This window comes from Trujillonella humicola (assembly GCF_046233715.1).
In the GTDB taxonomy this organism is placed as follows: Bacteria; Actinomycetota; Actinomycetes; order Mycobacteriales; family Geodermatophilaceae; genus Trujillonella; species Trujillonella humicola.
In genome coordinates this window covers 1-17,012 of sequence record NZ_JBJNRJ010000047.1, presented here as the reverse complement: position 1 = coordinate 17,012, position 17,012 = coordinate 1, and the positions used below count along the sequence as shown (strand labels likewise).

The 17,012-nt window shown below is 76.4% G+C and carries 17 protein-coding genes; 7 read left to right on the top strand and 10 right to left on the bottom strand.

The features are described from left to right. Window positions 1-54 precede the first annotated feature (54 nt). On the top strand, window positions 55-1,011 hold the full coding sequence (locus ACK586_RS19310) for a helix-turn-helix transcriptional regulator (protein ID WP_409332126.1): 957 nt from the start codon (window positions 55-57) through the stop codon (window positions 1,009-1,011). A gap of 6 nt (window positions 1,012-1,017) precedes the next feature. Here the strand turns inward: ACK586_RS19310 and ACK586_RS19305 are convergent, their stop codons facing one another. Continuing rightward, entirely contained in the window at window positions 1,018-1,650 is a 633-nt protein-coding gene (locus ACK586_RS19305; protein ID WP_409332125.1) for a CAP domain-containing protein, read from the bottom strand. A 131-nt stretch (window positions 1,651-1,781) separates the two neighbouring features. On the opposite strand from ACK586_RS19305, the gene ACK586_RS19300 reads away from it, so the two are divergent. Further along, window positions 1,782-2,588, top strand: a complete 807-nt coding sequence (locus ACK586_RS19300; RefSeq protein WP_409332124.1) for an SDR family oxidoreductase — start codon at window positions 1,782-1,784, stop codon at window positions 2,586-2,588. Here the strand turns inward: ACK586_RS19300 and ACK586_RS19295 are convergent, their stop codons facing one another. Together ACK586_RS19295 and ACK586_RS19290 are read right to left on the bottom strand one after the other, a co-directional pair. Further along, the gene (locus ACK586_RS19295) at window positions 2,589-3,515 is read right to left on the bottom strand and encodes a GGDEF domain-containing protein (protein WP_409332123.1); all 927 of its coding nucleotides are present in this window, start codon (window positions 3,513-3,515) and stop codon (window positions 2,589-2,591) included. 121 nt (window positions 3,516-3,636) lie between these two features. Further along, on the bottom strand, window positions 3,637-4,602 hold the full coding sequence (locus ACK586_RS19290) for a S1C family serine protease (protein ID WP_409332122.1): 966 nt from the start codon (window positions 4,600-4,602) through the stop codon (window positions 3,637-3,639). A 101-nt stretch (window positions 4,603-4,703) separates the two neighbouring features. Between ACK586_RS19290 and ACK586_RS19285 the strand changes: the two genes are divergently transcribed. From ACK586_RS19285 to ACK586_RS19270, 4 genes are read left to right on the top strand one after another with little or no spacing between them, the layout of a single operon-like run. Then, window positions 4,704-6,674 (top strand): alpha-amylase family protein, encoded by a 1,971-nt coding sequence (locus tag ACK586_RS19285; RefSeq protein ID WP_409332121.1) that lies wholly within the window; start codon window positions 4,704-4,706, stop codon window positions 6,672-6,674. Beyond that, window positions 6,671-7,777, top strand: coding sequence for a carboxylate-amine ligase (locus ACK586_RS19280; protein ID WP_409332120.1), 1,107 nt, complete (start codon window positions 6,671-6,673; stop codon window positions 7,775-7,777). Before ACK586_RS19285 ends, ACK586_RS19280 begins: the two co-directional genes overlap by 4 nt. A gap of 44 nt (window positions 7,778-7,821) precedes the next feature. After that, on the top strand, window positions 7,822-8,478 hold the full coding sequence (locus tag ACK586_RS19275) for an SDR family NAD(P)-dependent oxidoreductase (RefSeq protein ID WP_409332119.1): 657 nt from the start codon (window positions 7,822-7,824) through the stop codon (window positions 8,476-8,478). Further along, on the top strand, window positions 8,478-8,606 hold the full coding sequence (locus ACK586_RS19270) for a hypothetical protein (protein ID WP_409332118.1): 129 nt from the start codon (window positions 8,478-8,480) through the stop codon (window positions 8,604-8,606). Before ACK586_RS19275 ends, ACK586_RS19270 begins: the two co-directional genes overlap by 1 nt. Window positions 8,607-8,663: 57 nt before the next feature. On the opposite strand, the gene ACK586_RS19265 is transcribed toward ACK586_RS19270, so the two are convergent. The 6 genes from ACK586_RS19265 to ACK586_RS19240 all read right to left on the bottom strand — a co-directional run bounded on the left by ACK586_RS19265 (window position 8,664) and on the right by ACK586_RS19240 (window position 15,040). Further along, on the bottom strand, window positions 8,664-10,106 hold the full coding sequence (locus ACK586_RS19265) for an NAD(P)/FAD-dependent oxidoreductase (RefSeq protein ID WP_409332117.1): 1,443 nt from the start codon (window positions 10,104-10,106) through the stop codon (window positions 8,664-8,666). Window positions 10,107-10,387: 281 nt separating this feature from the next. Then, window positions 10,388-10,822 carry a hypothetical protein gene (locus tag ACK586_RS19260; protein ID WP_409332116.1) on the bottom strand — a complete coding sequence of 145 codons (435 nt, stop codon included), beginning with the start codon at window positions 10,820-10,822 and terminating at the stop codon, window positions 10,388-10,390. Further along, window positions 10,819-11,313 (bottom strand): cupredoxin domain-containing protein, encoded by a 495-nt coding sequence (locus tag ACK586_RS19255; protein WP_409332115.1) that lies wholly within the window; start codon window positions 11,311-11,313, stop codon window positions 10,819-10,821. Before ACK586_RS19255 ends, ACK586_RS19260 begins: the two co-directional genes overlap by 4 nt. Before the next feature lie 214 nt (window positions 11,314-11,527). Beyond that, entirely contained in the window at window positions 11,528-12,028 is a 501-nt protein-coding gene (locus tag ACK586_RS19250) for a hypothetical protein (RefSeq protein WP_409332114.1), read from the bottom strand. Between the two features lie 118 nt (window positions 12,029-12,146). Next, window positions 12,147-13,784 carry a DEAD/DEAH box helicase gene (locus ACK586_RS19245; protein ID WP_409332113.1) on the bottom strand — a complete coding sequence of 546 codons (1,638 nt, stop codon included), beginning with the start codon at window positions 13,782-13,784 and terminating at the stop codon, window positions 12,147-12,149. A gap of 230 nt (window positions 13,785-14,014) precedes the next feature. Further along, window positions 14,015-15,040 (bottom strand): GlxA family transcriptional regulator, encoded by a 1,026-nt coding sequence (locus ACK586_RS19240; RefSeq protein ID WP_409332112.1) that lies wholly within the window; start codon window positions 15,038-15,040, stop codon window positions 14,015-14,017. 72 nt (window positions 15,041-15,112) lie between these two features. Between ACK586_RS19240 and ACK586_RS19235 the strand changes: the two genes are divergently transcribed. Then, window positions 15,113-16,402, top strand: a complete 1,290-nt coding sequence (locus ACK586_RS19235) for an MFS transporter (protein ID WP_409332111.1) — start codon at window positions 15,113-15,115, stop codon at window positions 16,400-16,402. Here the strand turns inward: ACK586_RS19235 and ACK586_RS19230 are convergent. After that, window positions 16,365-16,796 carry a nuclear transport factor 2 family protein gene (locus ACK586_RS19230; protein WP_409332110.1) on the bottom strand — a complete coding sequence of 144 codons (432 nt, stop codon included), beginning with the start codon at window positions 16,794-16,796 and terminating at the stop codon, window positions 16,365-16,367. The two genes, ACK586_RS19235 and ACK586_RS19230, sit on opposite strands and share 38 nt — an antisense overlap. Window positions 16,797-17,012: the final 216 nt, after the last annotated feature.

Here is a 17,012-nt window from a genome sequence, read left to right as displayed (position 1 = left end):
GCCTCCCGGCCATCGGTGCCAGATCCTGACCGCATTGCCGGAGAATCTCCCGGTGTGGCCGACACCGGGAACCGCACCCTGCGCCTGCTCTCGCTGATGCAGGACCGCCGGCACTGGGCCGGCTCGGACCTCGCCGACCGGCTGGGCGTCTCGCTGCGCACGGTGCGCCGGGACGTGGAGCGGCTGCGCGACCTCGGCTATCCGGTGGAGGCGACGCCGGGCGTCTCGGGCGGCTACCGCCTGGCGCCGGGTGCGTCGCTGCCGCCGCTGGTCCTCGACGACGAGGAGGCGGTCGCCCTCACCGTGGGGCTGCAGGCCGCGGCGCAGGCGGCGGTCGCCGGCATGGCCGAGTCGTCGGTGCGGGCGCTGGCGAAGGTGGTCCCCGTCCTGCCCCCGCGGCTGCGCCGGCGCGTCGACGCCCTCGCCGCCGCCACGGTCGCGGTGCCGTGGGCGGGGGACGACGCCGCGGTCGACCCCGCCGTCCTGACGACCGTCGCGCAGGCCTGCCGGGACGCCGTCCGGCTGTCGTTCGACTACCTGGCCGCGAGCGGCGAGCACAGCGACCGGCTGGTCGAGCCGTTCCGGCTGGTGCCGCTGCGCCGCCGCTGGTACCTCGTCGCGTACGACACCGGCCGCGGCGGCTGGCGGACCTTCCGCCTCGACCGGCTCGCCTCCCCGCGCGCCACCGGTGCCCGGTTCGCGCCCCGCTCGCTGCCCGCCCGGGACGCCGCGGCCTTCGTGCAGGCCGGGCTCGGGTTGCGGCCCGGGACCCCGGTGGTCGCGGTGGTGCACGCGCCGGCCGAGGAGGTCCGCCGGCGGATCGGCCGGTGGGCGGTGGTCACGGCCGACGGGGCAGCGAGCTGCCGGGTCGCCATGGAGCCCGACGCCCTGGAGTGGGCGCTGTTCGCCCTGGGGACGGCGGAGGCCGAGTTCACCGTCCTCGAGCCCCCGGAACTCGCCGAGCGGGCGCGGGCCTGGGGGAGCCGCTTCCTGCGCGCGGCGGGCGGCTGAACCCGGTCAGCCGCAGGTCGGGCCGTCGTCCTCCGGGTGGACGAGCGGCTCCGGCGGTGGGGTGGTGCGCGCCGGGGTCGGCAGGTCCGAGCCCGCGGTGCGCCCGAACTCCTGGGTGGCCCAGACGGATCCGTCCGGTGCGCAGTGGACGGCCACCCCGAGCCGGTCGAAGCCGGGGTTGAGCACGTTGACCCGGTGGTCGTCCGAGCGCATCCAGCCGGCGTGGATCGTCCCGGCCGGCACCGGCCCGGTGGCCCGGAAGATGTTCTCCCCGAGGGCCTGGAACCCGGCGAGCCGGTCGCCACCCAGCAGCGGTCCCAGGTCCTGGTGGTACAGCCGCCCGTCCTCGGCCATCTGGAGGTTCCAGTCGCGCGCCACCGCGGCGAGGTCGTCGTTCCAGGCCAGCTCGCCGAGGTCGCGTTCGGCCCGCTCGGCGTTGACCCGGTCGAAGACGGCGCGGGCCATCTGCTCCTCGGCCGCTCCGGTGGACCCGTCGGGCGGGGACTGCGGAGCCGGGGCGTCGCCCGCGCCGGACCGCGGGACGTCGGTGCCGACCACGCAGCCGGTCGCGAGCAGGAGCGCGGCGAGCACGAGCGCCAGCAGGGCGGCGGGGCTGCGCCTGCGGGGGGAAGTGGTCACGGGCCACCGGTACCCCGCAGCCCGCCCGGCAGCCGCGCGGCCGCATTGCCGTCGGATGTCGGTCGGCCTGCCTGCCGTGTCCGTGCCCGTCTCGCGCGGCGGCCGGGCCGGGACGTCCCCACCATGGGTGCATGACGGAGCACACCCACCGGGTCGCGGTGGTGACGGGGTCGGAGTCGGGCATCGGGCGGGCCGTGGCCGTGGCGCTCGCCGAGCAGGGCCACGACGTCGGGGTGACCTGGTACCGCGACGAGGCGGCCGGGCGGGCGACGGTCGAGGAGGTCCGCTCACGCGGCCGGCGGGCCGAGCTGCGCCCGCTGGACCTGACCCGGCTGCCCGGGGCCGCCGACGTCGTCGACGACCTCGCCGAGGCGCTCGGCGGGCTCGACGTCCTGGTCAACGACGCGGGCACCGGCCACTCGACGCCGCTGCTCGACCTCGACCTGGCCACCTGGCGCGAGGTGCTGGCGACCGACCTGGACGGGGCGTTCTGCTGCCTGCAGCGGGCGGCCCGGCGGATGGTGGCCGCGGGCCGGGGCGGGCGCATCGTGAACATCACCAGCGTGCACGAGGTCGCCCCGCGCGTCGGTGCGGCGGCGTACTGCGCGGCAAAGGGCGGGCTCGGGCTGCTCACCAAGGTCGCGGCGCTGGAGCTCGCCGAGCACGGCATCACCGTCAACGCGGTGGCGCCCGGGGAGATCGCCACGGCGATGACCGGGCAGGAGGACGAGGACCCCACCGCGCGCGGGCACGAGCGGCCGGGCGTGCCGCTGCGCCGTCCCGGCGACGCCCGGGAGGTCGCGGCGGTGGTGACGTTCCTCGCCTCGCCGGGGGCCGGCTACGTCACCGGGGCGTCCTGGGCGGTCGACGGCGGCATGCTGCAGATGGGGCCGATGGCCGGCTCGCACCTGGGGCAGGACGACTGGCGCCGGCCCTAGTCAGCTCGTGCGGGCGCGCTTGACCCGGTAGAGCTGCTCGTCGGCGCGGCGGAGCAGGTCCTCGAGGGTGTCGCCGGGTCGGCTCGTCGCCGTCCCGGCCGACCAGGGCGCGGGGTGGCGGGACCGCAGCCGGGCGAGCAGGTCGTGGGCGGCGTCGGCGTCGGTGGCGGGCAGGCAGAGGACGAACTCGTCGCCGCCGTGGCGCCCCAGCAGGTCGGCGCCGCGCAGCTCGCGGCTCCAGGCCCGGGCGAGGGAGCGCAGCAGCTCGTCGCCCGCGGAGTGCCCCTCCTCGTCGTTCACGGCCTTGAAGTGGTCCAGGTCGAGCACGGCGACGGTGAGCGGCTCCTGGCTGCGCAGCGCGTGCGCGACGTCGCGGGCCGCCTCGGTCTCCCAGCTGCGGCGGTTGGCGAGCCCGGTGAGCGGGTCGGTGCCGGCGGCGTGCCGGAGCTGGGCCGAGATGCGCAGCTGGGCCTCGCTGAGGACGACGACCGTGGTCACCGTCGTGACCCACGGCGACGTGAAGCCGCCGGGGGCGGCGGCGACGGCGCCGGCGGTGGCGGCGGCCAGCAGCAGGAACACGTGCGCACGGGCCGTGCGCGGCGGCAGGAAGTGGCCGGTGAACACCCCGACGGCGACCATCGCCGGACCCAGGCCCACGATGCCGGCGGTCGTGACCGACTGCCAGGCCAGCGCGCCCACGAGCAGGCTCACCACCGCCAGCGCCAGGTGGACGGCGCCGTCGGGGAGCTCCGCCCGGCGCAGCCACAGGAACGCCGCGGTGCCGAGGCCGACGAGGGCGAGGACGCCGAGCAGCGCCACGGGGGAGCGCTCGGACATCGGCCACAGCGCGCCGACGGCGCACAGCAGCCCGCTGACTCCGTAGAGCACCGCGAGCAGCCCCACGCCGGTGGCCCGGTCTCCGTGCACGTCCCCCTCCTCTCGTCCACCGACAGCATCGACCGGAGCGGGGGAGTGCTGCAGGACGGGCGACCCGAACGGGGGAGCGGAGGAGATCCGTGGGCGTCACGCCCACGGATCTCCTCCGCGCTCAGCCGGTGAGCTCCGTGGGGACGGCGACCACGTCGACCATCGCGCCGTTGCGGTGCACGGTCACCGGGAGCGGCACGCCGATCGCCTCGGCGAACAGCAGCCGCTGCAGGCTCTGCGCCTCGGCGACCGGCGAGCGGCCCGCCTCGAGCACGAGGTCGCCGGCGTGCAGGCCGGCCCGCGCGGCCGGTGACCCGGGGACGACGTCGAGCACCCGCAGCCCGCGGCGGCGGCCGGTGCGGGCGGCGAGCTCCGCGGGCAGGGGCGCCGGCGTGCTGACCAGGCCGAGGTAGGCGCGGCGGACCCGCCCGTCGGCGGTCAGCGCGGCGAGGATGCGCCGGGTCGTGGCGTTGACCGGCACGGCGAGCCCGAGCCCCCAGCCCGCGACGGCGGTGTTGATCCCGACCACCCGGCCGGCGGAGTCGGCCAGCGCCCCGCCGGAGTTGCCGGGGTTGAGCGCGGCGTCGGTCTGGATGACGTCCTCCACCACCCGCGCCGTCCGCCCGTCCCGGGTGGGCAGCGAGCGGCCCAGGCCGCTGACCACCCCCGCGGTCACCGAGCCGGCCAGCCCCAGCGGGTTGCCGACGGCGACGACGAGCTGGCCGACCCGCAGCGCGGCCGCGTCGCCGAGCACCGCCGCGTCGGGCACCGCGCCCCGGGCGCGGACGACGGCCAGATCCGACAGCGGGTCGGCGCCGACGACGTCGACCGCGCTCTCGGACCCGTCGGAGAAGACGGCGCGGCCGGTGCGGGCCCGGCCGACCACGTGGGCGTTCGTGACGAGCAGCCCCTCGCCGGGCACGACGACCGCCGAGCCGGCGCCGCCGCGGCCATCGGGCCCGGCGACCTGCAGGGCGGCGACGTGCGGTGCCAGCTCCGCGGCGACGGCGGTGACCGTGGCGGAGTAGGCGTCGAGGGCGGGGGTGTCCCGGCCCCCGGTGTCCCGGTCCCTGGTGTGGTGGCTCATGGCCCCTCCTGATTACAGGCTTACGGACACCAGTGAACGCCGCCCGCCCGGGGTCCGCCGCTGGTCATGCCGTGGGCGAACAGCGTCGCGATACTGGCCCGGTGACGAGCTCCACCGCCGCCGGGCGGGCGGCCGCCGCGCGGGCCTGGGCGGCGCTGCGCCCGCGGCTCGCGGCCGACGCCGGGACGCTGCTCGGCGAGGAGGCCGACGCCTTCCTGACCCGCGCGGACCTCGCGCTGCTCGACGTCCACGAGCCGCTGTCCGCCCTCTACGGCGACCGTGCCGACGCGCTGCTGGAGCGCGCGCTGCGCGTCGTGCTGGCCGCGGCGGGGGACCGGCCGGCCACGCTGCGGCGGCTGGACCGCCGCCGGGAGCTCGACCCGGGCTGGTTCCAGCGGGCGCGGGTGCAGGGCTACGTCTGCTACGTCGACCGGTTCTGCGGGACGCTGGACCGGCTTCCCGGGCACCTGGACCACCTGGCCGACCTCGGCACCACCTACCTGCACCTCATGCCGCTGCTGCGCCCGCGCGAGGGGGAGAACGACGGCGGCTACGCGGTCGCCGACCACCGCTCGGTCGACCCCCGGCTGGGCACGATGGCCGATCTCGAGGCGGTCGCCGCCGCGCTGCACGAGCGGGACATGGCCCTGTGCATCGACCTCGTCGTCAACCACACGGCGCGCGAGCACCGGTGGGCCCAGGGATGGCTGGCCGGTGATCCGGCGTTCGCCGGCTTCTACACCGCCTTCCCCGACCGGACGATGCCCGACGCCTACGACGCGACGATCCCCGAGGTGTTCCCCGACCGGGCGCCGGGCTCGTTCAGCTGGGTGCCGGAGGCCTGCGGCGGCGCCGGCGGCTGGGTGTGGACGACGTTCTGGCCCTACCAGTGGGACCTCGACTACACCAACCCCGAGGTCACCCTCGCCATGCTGGGCGAGATCACCTGGCTGGCCAACCGCGGTGTCGACGTCTTCCGGATGGACGCCGTCCCGTTCCTGTGGAAGCGGCTGGGCACCACGTGCCAGAACCAGCCCGAGGCGCACACGCTCCTGCAGCTGCTGCACGCGCTGACCCGGCTGGCCGCGCCGGGCGTGGTGTTCAAGGCCGAGGCGATCGTGGCCCCCGACGATCTGGTGCCCTACCTCGGCGCCCACGAGCGGTACCGCCCCGAGTGCGAGCTGGCCTACCACAACACGCTCATGGTCCAGCTGTGGAGCAGCCTGGCCACGCAGGAGGTGCGGCTGGCCCGGCACGCCCTGGGCCGGATGCGGCCGGTCCCGCCCAGCACCACCTGGTGCACCTACGTGCGCGGGCACGACGACATCGGCTGGGCGGTGACCGACGAGGACGCCGCCGCGGCCGGCTACGACGGGCCGGCGCACCGGCGCTTCCTCAACGACTTCTACGCCGGCCGCTTCCCCGGGTCGTTCGCCCGCGGCGCGCTCTTCCAGGAGAACGAGGTCACCGGCGACGCCCGCATCTCCGGCTCGACGGCGTCGCTGTGCGGCATCGAGGCGGCGCTGGACAGCGGCGACGCCGCCGCCCTGGAGGCCGGGTTCCGCCGGCTGGTCCTGCTCCACTCCGTCGTCCACGCCTGGGGCGGCATCCCGCTGCTCTACATGGGTGACGAGCTGGCGCTGCGCAACGACCGCAGCTACCTCGACGACCCCGCCCGGGCCCCGGACAACCGGTGGATGCACCGCCCGCCGATGGACTGGGCCGCGGCCGCGCGGGCCGCGGACCCCGCCACGCTCGAGGGCCGGGTGCTCGCCGCGCTGCGCCGGCTGGGGGAGGTGCGGCGGTCGCTGGTCTCCCTGCGCGGCGGGGTGGAGCCCGAGCTGCTCGACGCCGGGGACGACGCCGTCCTCGCCTGGCGCCGCCGGCACCCGCGCGGCGGGGCGTTCGTCGGCCTGGCCAACGTGGCGGCGGGCCCGCGCGCGGTCGACGCCGACACCGTCACCGGCTTCGGCAGCCTCGCCTGGGTGCACGGCAGCGACGGGCCGCTGGGCGTCTCGGCGGGTCGCGTCGTCGTCCCCGGCCTCGGCTTCGCCTGGTACGCCGAGCCGTGACCGGACCGGTGGGGGCCACGCTCGGCGTGGAGGAGGAGTTCCACTGCGTCGACCCCGCCACCCTGGCGCTGACCCCGGCGCCCCGCGCGGTCGAGGCCGCGCTCCGCGGGGACGCCGGCCCGCGGGTGCACCCGGAGATCGTCGCCACCCAGCTGGAGACGGCGACCGCGGTCTGCACCACGCTCGCCGAGGTGCGCGCCGAGCTCGTGGCGGCCCGGCGGGACGCGGCCGCGGCGGCCGCCCGGGACGGCCTGGTGCTCCTGGCGGCCTCCACCCACCCGTTCGGCACCTGGCAGCAGCAGCCGCTCACCGGCGCCGACCGCTACCGGGCGATGGGCGAGCGGTGGGGCGTGCTGGCCCGCCAGCAGGACATCTGCGGGTGCCACGTGCACGTCGGCGTCCCCGACCTCGGGACCGCCGTCGCCGTAGTGGACCGGGCGCGGCCCTTCCTGCCGCTGCTGCTGGCGCTGACCGGCAGCTCGCCGTTCCACGACGGGGTGGCCACCGGCTACGAGAGCTTCCGGACCGTCTGGTGGGGGCGGTTCCCGCACTCCGGGGCGCCGGAGCGGCTGGGCTCGGCCGCGCGCTACCGCGAGGTGGTCGCCGGGCTGGTGGCCTCGGGCGTCGTCGCCGACGCCTCGCAGGTGTACTGGGACGTCCGGCCCTCGGCGCACCTGCCGACCGTCGAGTTCCGGGTCGCCGACGTCTGCACCTCCGTCGACGACGCGGTGCTGCACGCCGGGCTGGTGCGGTCCCTGGTGACGGTGCTCGCGGCCGAGGCGGCGGACGGCGAGCCGGCGCCGGACCCCCGCCCGGAGCTGCTGCGGGCCGCCCGCTGGCGCGCGGCCCGCGACGGCCTCGGCGGCGAGCTGTTCGACCCGGTGCGGGCCGAGCTGCGGCCGGCGCGGGAGCTGGTGGACGAGCTGCTGGGCCGGCTCGAGGACGACCTGCGCGCCCGCGACGAGTGGTCGCAGGTGACCGGGCTGGTGCAGCAGCTGCTCGTGCGCGGCACGTCCGCGGCGCGGCAGCAGGCGGTCCTCGCCGAGGGCGGCGACCTGCGCGCGGTCGCCGCGTCCGTCGTGCGGGAGGGCGCGACGGGCTGAGCCGGCGGGGTGTCCGGCCGGCCGGCCGGGGTACCGGAACGGTCATGACCTCACGCCCCCTCGCCGTCGTGACCGGAGCCTCCAGCGGCATCGGACTCGAGCTCGCCCGCCAGTTCGCCACCCATGGCTTCGACCTCGTCGTGAACGCCGAGGACGCCGAGCTCGACGACGCCGCCGCCTCGTTGCGCGCCGAGGGCGTCGACGTCGCCGCCGTCCGCACCGACCTGCGCGAGCGGGAGGGCATCGAGGGGCTCTACGCCGCGGTCGTGGCGACCGGTCGCCCCGTCGCCGCGCTCGCCCTCAACGCCGGTGTGGGCAAGGGCGGGCCGTTCGTCGACAACCCGATCGAGGACGAGCAGGCGATCATCGACCTCAACGTCACCGCGTCGTTCCGGCTGGCCAAGCTCTTCCTCCGCGACATGGCCGCCCGCGGGGAGGGGAAGGTGCTGTTCACCTCGTCGATCGCCTCGACCATGCCCGGGCCGTACCAGGCGGTCTACAACGCCTCGAAGTCGTTCGTGCAGTCGCTGGCCGAGGCGCTGGCCACCGAGCTGCGCGACACCGGGGTCACGGTCACCTCGCTCATGCCCGGCCCCACCGACACGGAGTTCTTCGAGCGCGGCGACCTCACCGACACCAAACTCGGCCAGGGCCCCAAGGACGACCCGGCGCAGGTCGCCGAGCAGGGTTCGAGGCGCTGATGGCCGGCAGGGACAAGGTCGTGGCCGGCTCGCTGCTGACCAAGGCGCAGGCCGCGGCGACCAGCGTGCTGCCCGACAGGCTGAAGTCCGCGGCGCACTCGAAGATGGCCGAGCCCGGCTCCGCCTGACCCCCCATCGGGCAGAAGTGCACTTCTGCCCTGGGGGAGGGGCAGCGGGGCCCCTCCTCAGGCGGAGCGGCGCTCGGTGACGTCCTCGTCCTGCGCGGCCTCGCGGTCCTTGGGGCCGCCGGTCTTGGAGACGGAGAACTCCGGGCCGAGCTGCTCGAGGGCGAGCCGGCCGTAGACCTGCTGCTGGGTGGCCACCCGCTGGGAGCGGCCGCGGCCCAGGAAGCTGATCAGCCAGTGGAAGACCGTGGTGACGCGGCTCTTGAACCCGACGATGTACATCAGGTGGACGACCAGCCACAGCACCCAGGCGATGAAGCCCTCGAACTTGAACTTCCCGATGTCGGCGACGGCGGAGAACCGCGAGATCGTCGCCATCGAGCCCTTGTCCTTGTAGCGGAAGGGCTTCTGCGGGGTCTTGCCCTCCATCCGCAGGGTGATCGCCTTCGCCGCGTACCGGCCGCCCTGGATCGCGACCTGGGCGACGCCGGGCAGCTTGTCCAGGCTCATCATGTCGCCGACCACGTGCACCTCGGGGTGCCCGGGCAGGGTGAGGTCGGGCAGCACGGAGATGCGCCCGGCCCGGTCGACGTCGGCCCCGGTCTGCTCGCCGAGCCTGCGGCCGAGCTCGGAGGCCTGCACTCCCGCGGCCCAGATCTTGGTGGCGGCGGCGATGCGGCGCTGCTGCCCGTCGCCGTCCTTGACCGTCAGGCCGTCGGCGTCCAGATCGGTCACCATCGCGCCCAGCTGCACCTCGACACCGATGCGGTTGAGGTGCCGGCGGGCGCGGTCGCCGAGCTTCTCGCCGAAGCTGGGCAGCACCATCGGCGCGGCGTCGAGCAGGATGACCCGCGACTGGGTCGGGTCGATGTTCCGGAAGTCGCGCTTCAGGGTGCGGCGGGCCAGCTCGGCGATCTGGCCGGCCATCTCGACCCCGGTGGGACCGGCGCCGACCACCACGAAGGTCATCAGCCGGTCGATCTCCTCCTGGGAGGTGGCCAGCTCGGCCAGCTCGAACGCGCCGAAGATCCGGCCGCGCAGCTCGAGGGCGTCGTCGATGCTCTTCATGCCGGGGGCGAACTCGGCGAAGTGGTCGTTGCCGAAGTAGGACTGACCGGCGCCGGCGGCGACGACGAGCTCGTCGTAGGGGTGCTCGGTGACCCGCCCGAGGACGGTCGAGGTGACCGTGCGGGCGGTGAGGTCGACGTCGGTGACCTCGCCGAGCACCACCCGGGCGTTGCGCTGCCCGCGCAGGATCTCGCGGGTGGCGGGGGCGATCTCGCCCTCGGAGAGGATGCCCGTGGCCACCTGGTAGAGCAGCGGCTGGAACAGGTGGTGGCTGGTCTTGCCGATGACCGTGACGTCGACGTCCGCGCGCCGCAGCGCCTTGGCCGCGAACAGCCCGCCGAAGCCGCTCCCGATGATGACGACGCGCGGACGCCCCGACGTGCGGGGTGCGGCGGATCCGTCGGACGTCTCGGTGACCGCTCGTGATGTCGTCATGATGACTCCATCCTCCCACTAGGACTCGGGTGTCGCCCGGCACCGCAGGGGGCGACTCGGGACACAGTCCCGTGCACTACCCGCCCGCCGGCCGCTCACGCGGGCCGGTCCGGATCGGTCGTCGCAGCCCCCGGCCGGGCGACCGCCGGACCGCGGTGCCGGGGGCCGGGGGAGTAGACCGGGGGGATGCCCGCGTCCCGTGTCGTCCTGGTGCCCCGGCGGGCGGACTGGCCGGCCGGTGGCCGGCCAGGCCTGGGCCGAGCCGTGGTGGAAGCTGCCTCTCAGCGACGCCGCCGCGCGGCCGCCAGCACCGTGAGGACCAGAAGGACGGCGATCGCGGCGACCTCCACCCAGAAGGTCTCCTGCCACCACGGCGCAGCGTCGGACTCCACGAAGCCGAACATCCCCGGCTCCAGCCACAGCAGCCCGTACGTGGACTGCAGCAGCGCGCCCAGCGAGCCCAGGGCGAACAGCAACCCGAGCAGCGCCGCCCACACCAGGTACCGCGCGGGGGAGACGAGCAGCAGCACCGCGCCGCCGAAGCCGAGCACGGCCTGCACGACGAAGGCGTCCCCGATGGTCGGGATCGAGTCGTAGCCGTCCTGCCACAGGTACAGGTGGATGGCCGCGATCGCCGCGAGAAGCGCCGCGCCGGCCAGCCGCAGCAGGGCGACGGCGGCGCCGGTTCCCCGGCCCTGGGCCACGGCGGCGGTCACGTGACCGTCACCGTGACCTCCATGCCCATCGAGCGGTGGTTGCCGACGGAGCAGAAGAAGACGTACTCACCGGGCTCGAGCGTGACGTCGAGCGAGTCGGTCTCGCCGGGGCCGATCGTGTCGGTGCGGGCGACCTCGGCGCCGTCCTGCTCGACCACCAGGTCGTGGGTCGCGCTGCCGCCGTTGGTCAGCTCGATCGTGTAGTCCCCGGCGGCGAGCTGGTCGGAGTCCAGCTCGTAGTCGAAGTCGACCGAGGTGACCGCGAGCGTGCCCCCGGCCTGCTGCTCGCTGCCGCCGGTCGCGCCACCCTCCCCGGCGGTCGTCTCGCTCGCGGTGGGGGTGGCCTCGGTGGTGGCCTCGGTGGTGGCAGCCGCGGTGTCGTCGCCACCGTCGTCGTCCCCGCCGCAGGCCGACAGCAGGCCGAGCGCGACGGCGACCAGGGCGGCGGCCAGCCGGCGGGCCGTGCGGGTGGATCCGGTCGGACTGCTCACGGGGTCCTCCTCGGAACGCGGGTGGCGCCCGGAGTGGCACCTCCTCGAGCCGGGATCCTCCAACCTTTGAGGACCGGCCGGGAACCCCCGTGCAGGATGTTCCCAGGTGGCCGTTACCCCGTCGAGACCCTCGCGGGACCTCGGGCCGCGCACCACGCGACCACGGTGTCCAGCACCTCGGCGTCCCCGGGCCGGATCGCCACCCGCCGGGAGCTCAGGCCGCGCGCGCAGCGCGCCGGGCCTCCCGGACGGCCCGCTTCGCCTGCCGGTCGGCCTGCTTGACGGTCACCCGCGGCCGGCGCTCGATCAGCCCGCGGGTGACCAGGCCGATGCCGATCCCGACCAGCCAGCTGTCCTTGGCCAGGCTCAGGCCCTCCTGGGTGGGCGCCAGGCTGCCCTCCTTGCGCATGCCCGGCGTCTTCAGGTACAGCCCGAGCAGCCCGCCGGAGAAGGCGGTCAGGGCCACCCCGGCCACCGTGGTGGGCACGAAGGGGGTGAGCAGGGCGGCGCCGAGGGCGATCTCCGCGGTGGACAGCCCCTTGACGAACTGCTGCGGGTCCACGGACTTCAGGAACGGGTACGTGCCGGCGGCCCAGCCGTGCATGCCCGCCGCGGTCTCCGCGTCGACCTCGCGCTTGCCCAGGCCGCTGTTGAGGATGAACGCGCCGGCCGAGATCCGTGGCGCGATCTCGGACAGGGTGATGGGCAGGCCCATGGGGCACCTCGCTCGGACGTCGGTCAGGGCGCGAGCCCTCTGACGTGCCTGTGGGTGCCCAGGCCACCGCCCGCCAACCGCCCGGAGGCAGGACGGTCGGCGGGTCGAGGGAGGGTGGTCAGCGACCGCCGCGGCGTGAGCGACCGCTGAAGGTGGCCGCCGAGTGGGTGCCGGCGCGGGCGGCGAGCTCGGCGCGCGTGCGCGCCGGACCCGGGTTGCGGGTGGCGCCGCCGCGGCCGCTGCCGGAGGAGGAGCCGGTCGCCGAGCCGCTGCGACCGCCCGCCGCGGCGCCGGCACCGCTCGCGCCGCCGTTCCCGCGCGATCGGCGGCGGCCGCCCCCGGTGCCCTGCGGCTGGGGGGCCGGCGCCGGGGCGGGCTCGACGTAGGGGGCGGCGGGACCGGTGAGGGTGGTGATCGCCTCGGCACCCGGCCGGACGGCGCTGACGGTCGGGGTGATCCCCGCCTGGCGGGCCAGCGTGCGCACCTCGCCGGCCTGGTCGGGCGTGCTCACGGTGACCACGGTGCCGCCGGCGCCCGCGCGGGCGGTGCGCCCGGAGCGGTGCAGGTAGGCCTTGTGCTCGGCCGGCGGGTCGACGTGCACCACGAGCGCGACGTCGTCCACGTGGATGCCGCGGGCGGCGATGTCGGTGGCGACGAGCACCCGGGTGGCGCCGGAGCTGAACGCCTCGAGGTTGCGCTCGCGGGCGTTCTGGCTCAGGTTCCCGTGCAGGTCCACGGCCGGCACGCCGGCGGCGGTGAGGTGCTTGGCCAGCTTCTTCGCCTGGTGCTTGGTGCGGGTGAACAGCACGCTGCGGCCCAGCCCGGAGGCCAGCTCCCGCACGACCTCGGCCTTGTCCGCGGCCTGCACCTGGAGGACGTGGTGGGTCATCGTCGACACCGGTGCCACGGCGGGGTCGACCGAGTGCGTGGTCGGGTTGCTCAGGTAGCGCTTGACCAGGACGTCGACGCCGTTGTCCAGCGTGGCGCTGAAGAGCAGGCGCTGGCCCACCTTCGGCGTCCGGTCCAGCAGCCGCTTCACGCCGGGCAGGAAGCCCAGGTCGGCCATGTGGTCGGCCTCGTCGAGGATCGTGACCTCGACGGCGGAGAGGTCGGCGTGGCCCTGCCCGATGAGGTCCTCGAGCCGGCCGGGGCAGGCGATGAGCACGTCGACGCCGGCGGCCAGCGCCTGCACCTGCGGGTTCTGCCCGACGCCGCCGAAGACGACGGTCGCCCGCATGCCGAGCGCCCGGGCCAGCGGGTCCACGACGGCGAGCACCTGGTTGGCCAGCTCGCGGGTCGGCACGAGCACGAGCGCGCGCGGCCGCTTCGGCGTCCGCCGGCTGTCGGAGGCGGCGAGGCGGGCGACCAGCGGCAGGCTGAACGCCAGCGTCTTGCCCGAGCCGGTGCGCCCGCGGCCGAGCACGTCGCGCCCGGCGAGGGTGTCGGGCAGCGTGGCGACCTGGATCGGGAACGGTGCGGTGATGCCGCTGGCGGTCAGCACCTCGACCAGCGGCGCCGGGACGCCGAGCGCCTCGAAGGTGGTGTCGGCCGGCAGCACGGTGGGGGCGTCCCCGGCGGGGACGACGGCCGGGGCGGGGACGGCGGCGCTGACGCCGGCGGGGGCGGACGGGCGGACCTGCTCGCCCGTGGGGCGGGCGGCGCCACCCCGGCCGCCGCGGCGGCGGCGCGGGCGGCCGGTCCCGGTGGCGGTCCCGGTGGCGGGGCCGGGGGCGGGGGTGTTCTGGGCGGTGCTCATCAACGACTTCCTCGACGATCGAGTGGCCGACCGGCGGCCCGGCGGAGGGCGCGCGCCGGCGCTCCTGCCTTGCGGGCAGGGCGGCGCGCACGTCGTCGGCGGGACGTCGGACGACCGGGCGCGCCTCGGTGGCGCGGCCTCGGCCCGACGTCGCGTCCAGCTGCCCCGGATGGGCGGCGGACCGGCGCCGGCACTCCCCACTCAACCAGACGCGGGCCGCGGACCTGCCCTCAGGCGGGGGAGTGTCCGGTCACATCGAGGGAGGAACCACCCCGGTAGCTGCGCCGGTAGGCGCCCGGGGCGACCCCGATCGCCGCCCGCAGGTGCTGGCGCAGCGAGGCCGGGGTGCCGAACCCGGCGTCGGCGGCGACCCGGTCGACCGAGGAGTCGGTGGACTCCAGCAGCTGCCGGGCCAGGGCCAGCCGCTGGGCGGCGAGCCAGCGCAGCGGGGAGACGCCGGTCTCCTCGCGGAAGCGCCGGGTGAACGTGCGCACGCTCATCCGGGCGTGCGCGGCCAGGTCGGCGAGGGTGAGCGGGTCGCCCAGCCGCTCCGCCGCCCACGCGCGGGTGGCGGCGGTGCCCGCTCCGCCGGGCTCGGGCAGCGGCCGCTCGACGAACTGCGCCTGGCCGCCGTCCCGCCAGGGCGCGACGACGTTGCGGCGCGCGGCGCGGTTGGCCACCTCGCTGCCGTGGTCGCGGCGGACGAGGTGCAGCAGCAGGTCGATGCCCGCGGCGTTGCCGGCGGAGGTGAGCACGTCGCCGTCGTCGACGAAGAGCACGCCCGGGTCCAGCCGCACCGACGGGTACAGCCGGCCGAAGGCCTCCGCGTGCATCCAGTGCGTGGTGGCCGGACGGCCGTCGAGCAGCCCGGCCGCGGCGAGCACGAACGCCCCGGTGCAGATGGACACCATCCGCGCGCCGCCCGCGGCGGCGCCGCGCAGGGCCGCGGCCAGCCCGCCGGGCAGCCGGCCGTCGGTCATGGCCGGCCCGCCGTGGACGCCGGGGAGGACGACGGTCGCCGCGCCGGCCAGGATCGAGGCGTCGTGCTCGGGCAGCACACGGTAGCCGGCCGAGGTGCGGACCGGCCCGCCGTCCAGCGTCGCGACCCGCACCCGGTACAGCGGGCGCTCCGCGGCGTCGACGGCCGAGCCGAGCAGCCGGTGGGGGAGGCCCAGCTCGAACGCGATGCAGTCGGGCAGGGCGAGGACGACGACCTCGTGTCGCTCCGGCCCGGCGGGGGGCCGCGCACCAGACATGGCCGGATCCTGGCACATGTTGGCCGTCCGGCCACTCGTGGGGAGCGGGAGCGGTCGGTCATGCTGCCCGCCGTGCTGACCTCCGCCCCGACCGCCGCGCCGGCCCCACCCCGGCGGCGCGTCCACCCCGCCTGGTGGGTGGCCGCGGTGACGTTCCTGGCGCTCGTGGGGGCGGCGGCGTTCCGCGCGGTGCCCGGCGTCCTCATCGACCCGCTCCGCGAGGAGTTCGGCTGGTCGGTGTCGACCATCTCCGCCGCCGTCGCCGTCAACATGGCGCTGTACGGGCTGACCGCGCCGTTCGCCGCCGCGCTGATGGAGCGGTTCGGCATCCGCCGGGTCGTCGTCTGCGCGCTGCTGCTCGTCGCCCTCGGCAGCGGGCTCACCGTGTTCATGACCGCGAGCTGGCAGCTGGTCCTGCTGTGGGGTGTGCTGGTGGGCCTGGGCGCCGGGTCGATGGCGCTGTCGCTGGTGGCGACGGTGACCGGGCGCTGGTTCGTGGCCCGGCGCGGGCTGGTGTCGGGGATCCTCACGGCCGGCGGCGCGGCCGGTCAGCTCGTGTTCCTGCCGCTGGTGGCCTGGATCGACGGGACCTGGGGCTGGCGGGCGGCGTCGCTGGGCACGACCGCCGCCGCCCTCGCCGTCGTCCCGCTGGTGGCCTGGCTGCTGCGGGACCGGCCGCGCGACGTCGGTGCCGTCCCCTACGGCGGTACCGCGGCCGACGACGTCGACCCGATCCGCAGCGGCGCGGCGCGCACCGCCGTGCAGGGGCTGCTGGCCGCCTCCCGGACGCGGGTCTTCTGGCTGCTGGCCGGTGGCTTCTTCATCTGCGGGCTGTCGACCAACGGGCTGGTCCAGCCGCACTTCATCCCCGCCGCGCACGACCACGGCATGCCGGTCACCACGGCGGCGGGCCTGCTGGCGCTGGTCGGGGTCTTCGACATCGCCGGGACGGTCCTGTCCGGCTGGCTCACCGACAGGGTCGACCCGCGGCTGCTGCTGCTGGCCTACTACGGGCTGCGCGGCGCCTCGCTGTTCCTGCTGCCGGCGCTGTTCGGGCCCGACCTGCACGCCAGCATGATCGTGTTCATCGTCTTCTACGGGCTGGACTGGGTGGCGACCGTGCCGCCGACGCTGGCGCTGTGCCGGGAGCACTTCGGTGCCCGGGCGCCGGTCGTCTTCGGCTGGGTGTTCGCCTCCCACCAGGTCGGCTCGGCGTTCGCGGCCTTCGGCGGCGGCGTCATCCGCGACGTCACCGGCTCCTACGACCTGGCGTGGGTCCTGGCCGGCGCGGCCTGCCTGGCCGCGGCGCTGATGTCGGTCTCGATCACCCGCCGCACCCCGTCGCCCGCCGTCCACGGCTGAGGTGGAGTGCGGGAGCGCAGAGAACCTGCGCTCCCGCGCTCCACCTCAGGCGGTGGGCTCCAGGGTGTAGCGCACCGTCTGCACCCGGATGGAGTCGCCGCGGAACACGAACGTGTCGATGCCGTCCATGGCCGCGGGCCTTCTCCGACGCCGCGGACCACTCGATGAACAGCACGTCGTCCTCGTACACCTGGGTGGGCACGTCCCACGCCGCGTCGGGCAGGTCGCCCAGCAGCCTGGTGAAGCCCTCCCGCACGCCGTCCTTGCCGCGCAGCACCCCGGCGGGGGTGATGAACAGCGCGTCGTCGGCGTAGTCGGCGACGATCTCGTCGATGTCGCCCGCCATCAGGGCGCTCGCGTGGTGCTGGAAGATCTCCTGCGGGGTCCGGGCCATGGCTGCTCCTCGTCTCGGCGGCCGTGCGGGGGCACCGAGCATCCCGCGCCCGGCCGCCGTCGACCAGGTGTGCGGAGTGGGGGGGGGGGGGGGGGGGGGGGGGGGGGGGGGGGGCGGGGCCGGGGGGGGGGGGGGGGGGGGGGGGGGGGGGGGGGGGGGGGGGGGGGGGGGGGGGGGGGGGGGGGGGGGGGGGGGGGGGGGGGGGGGGGGGGGGGG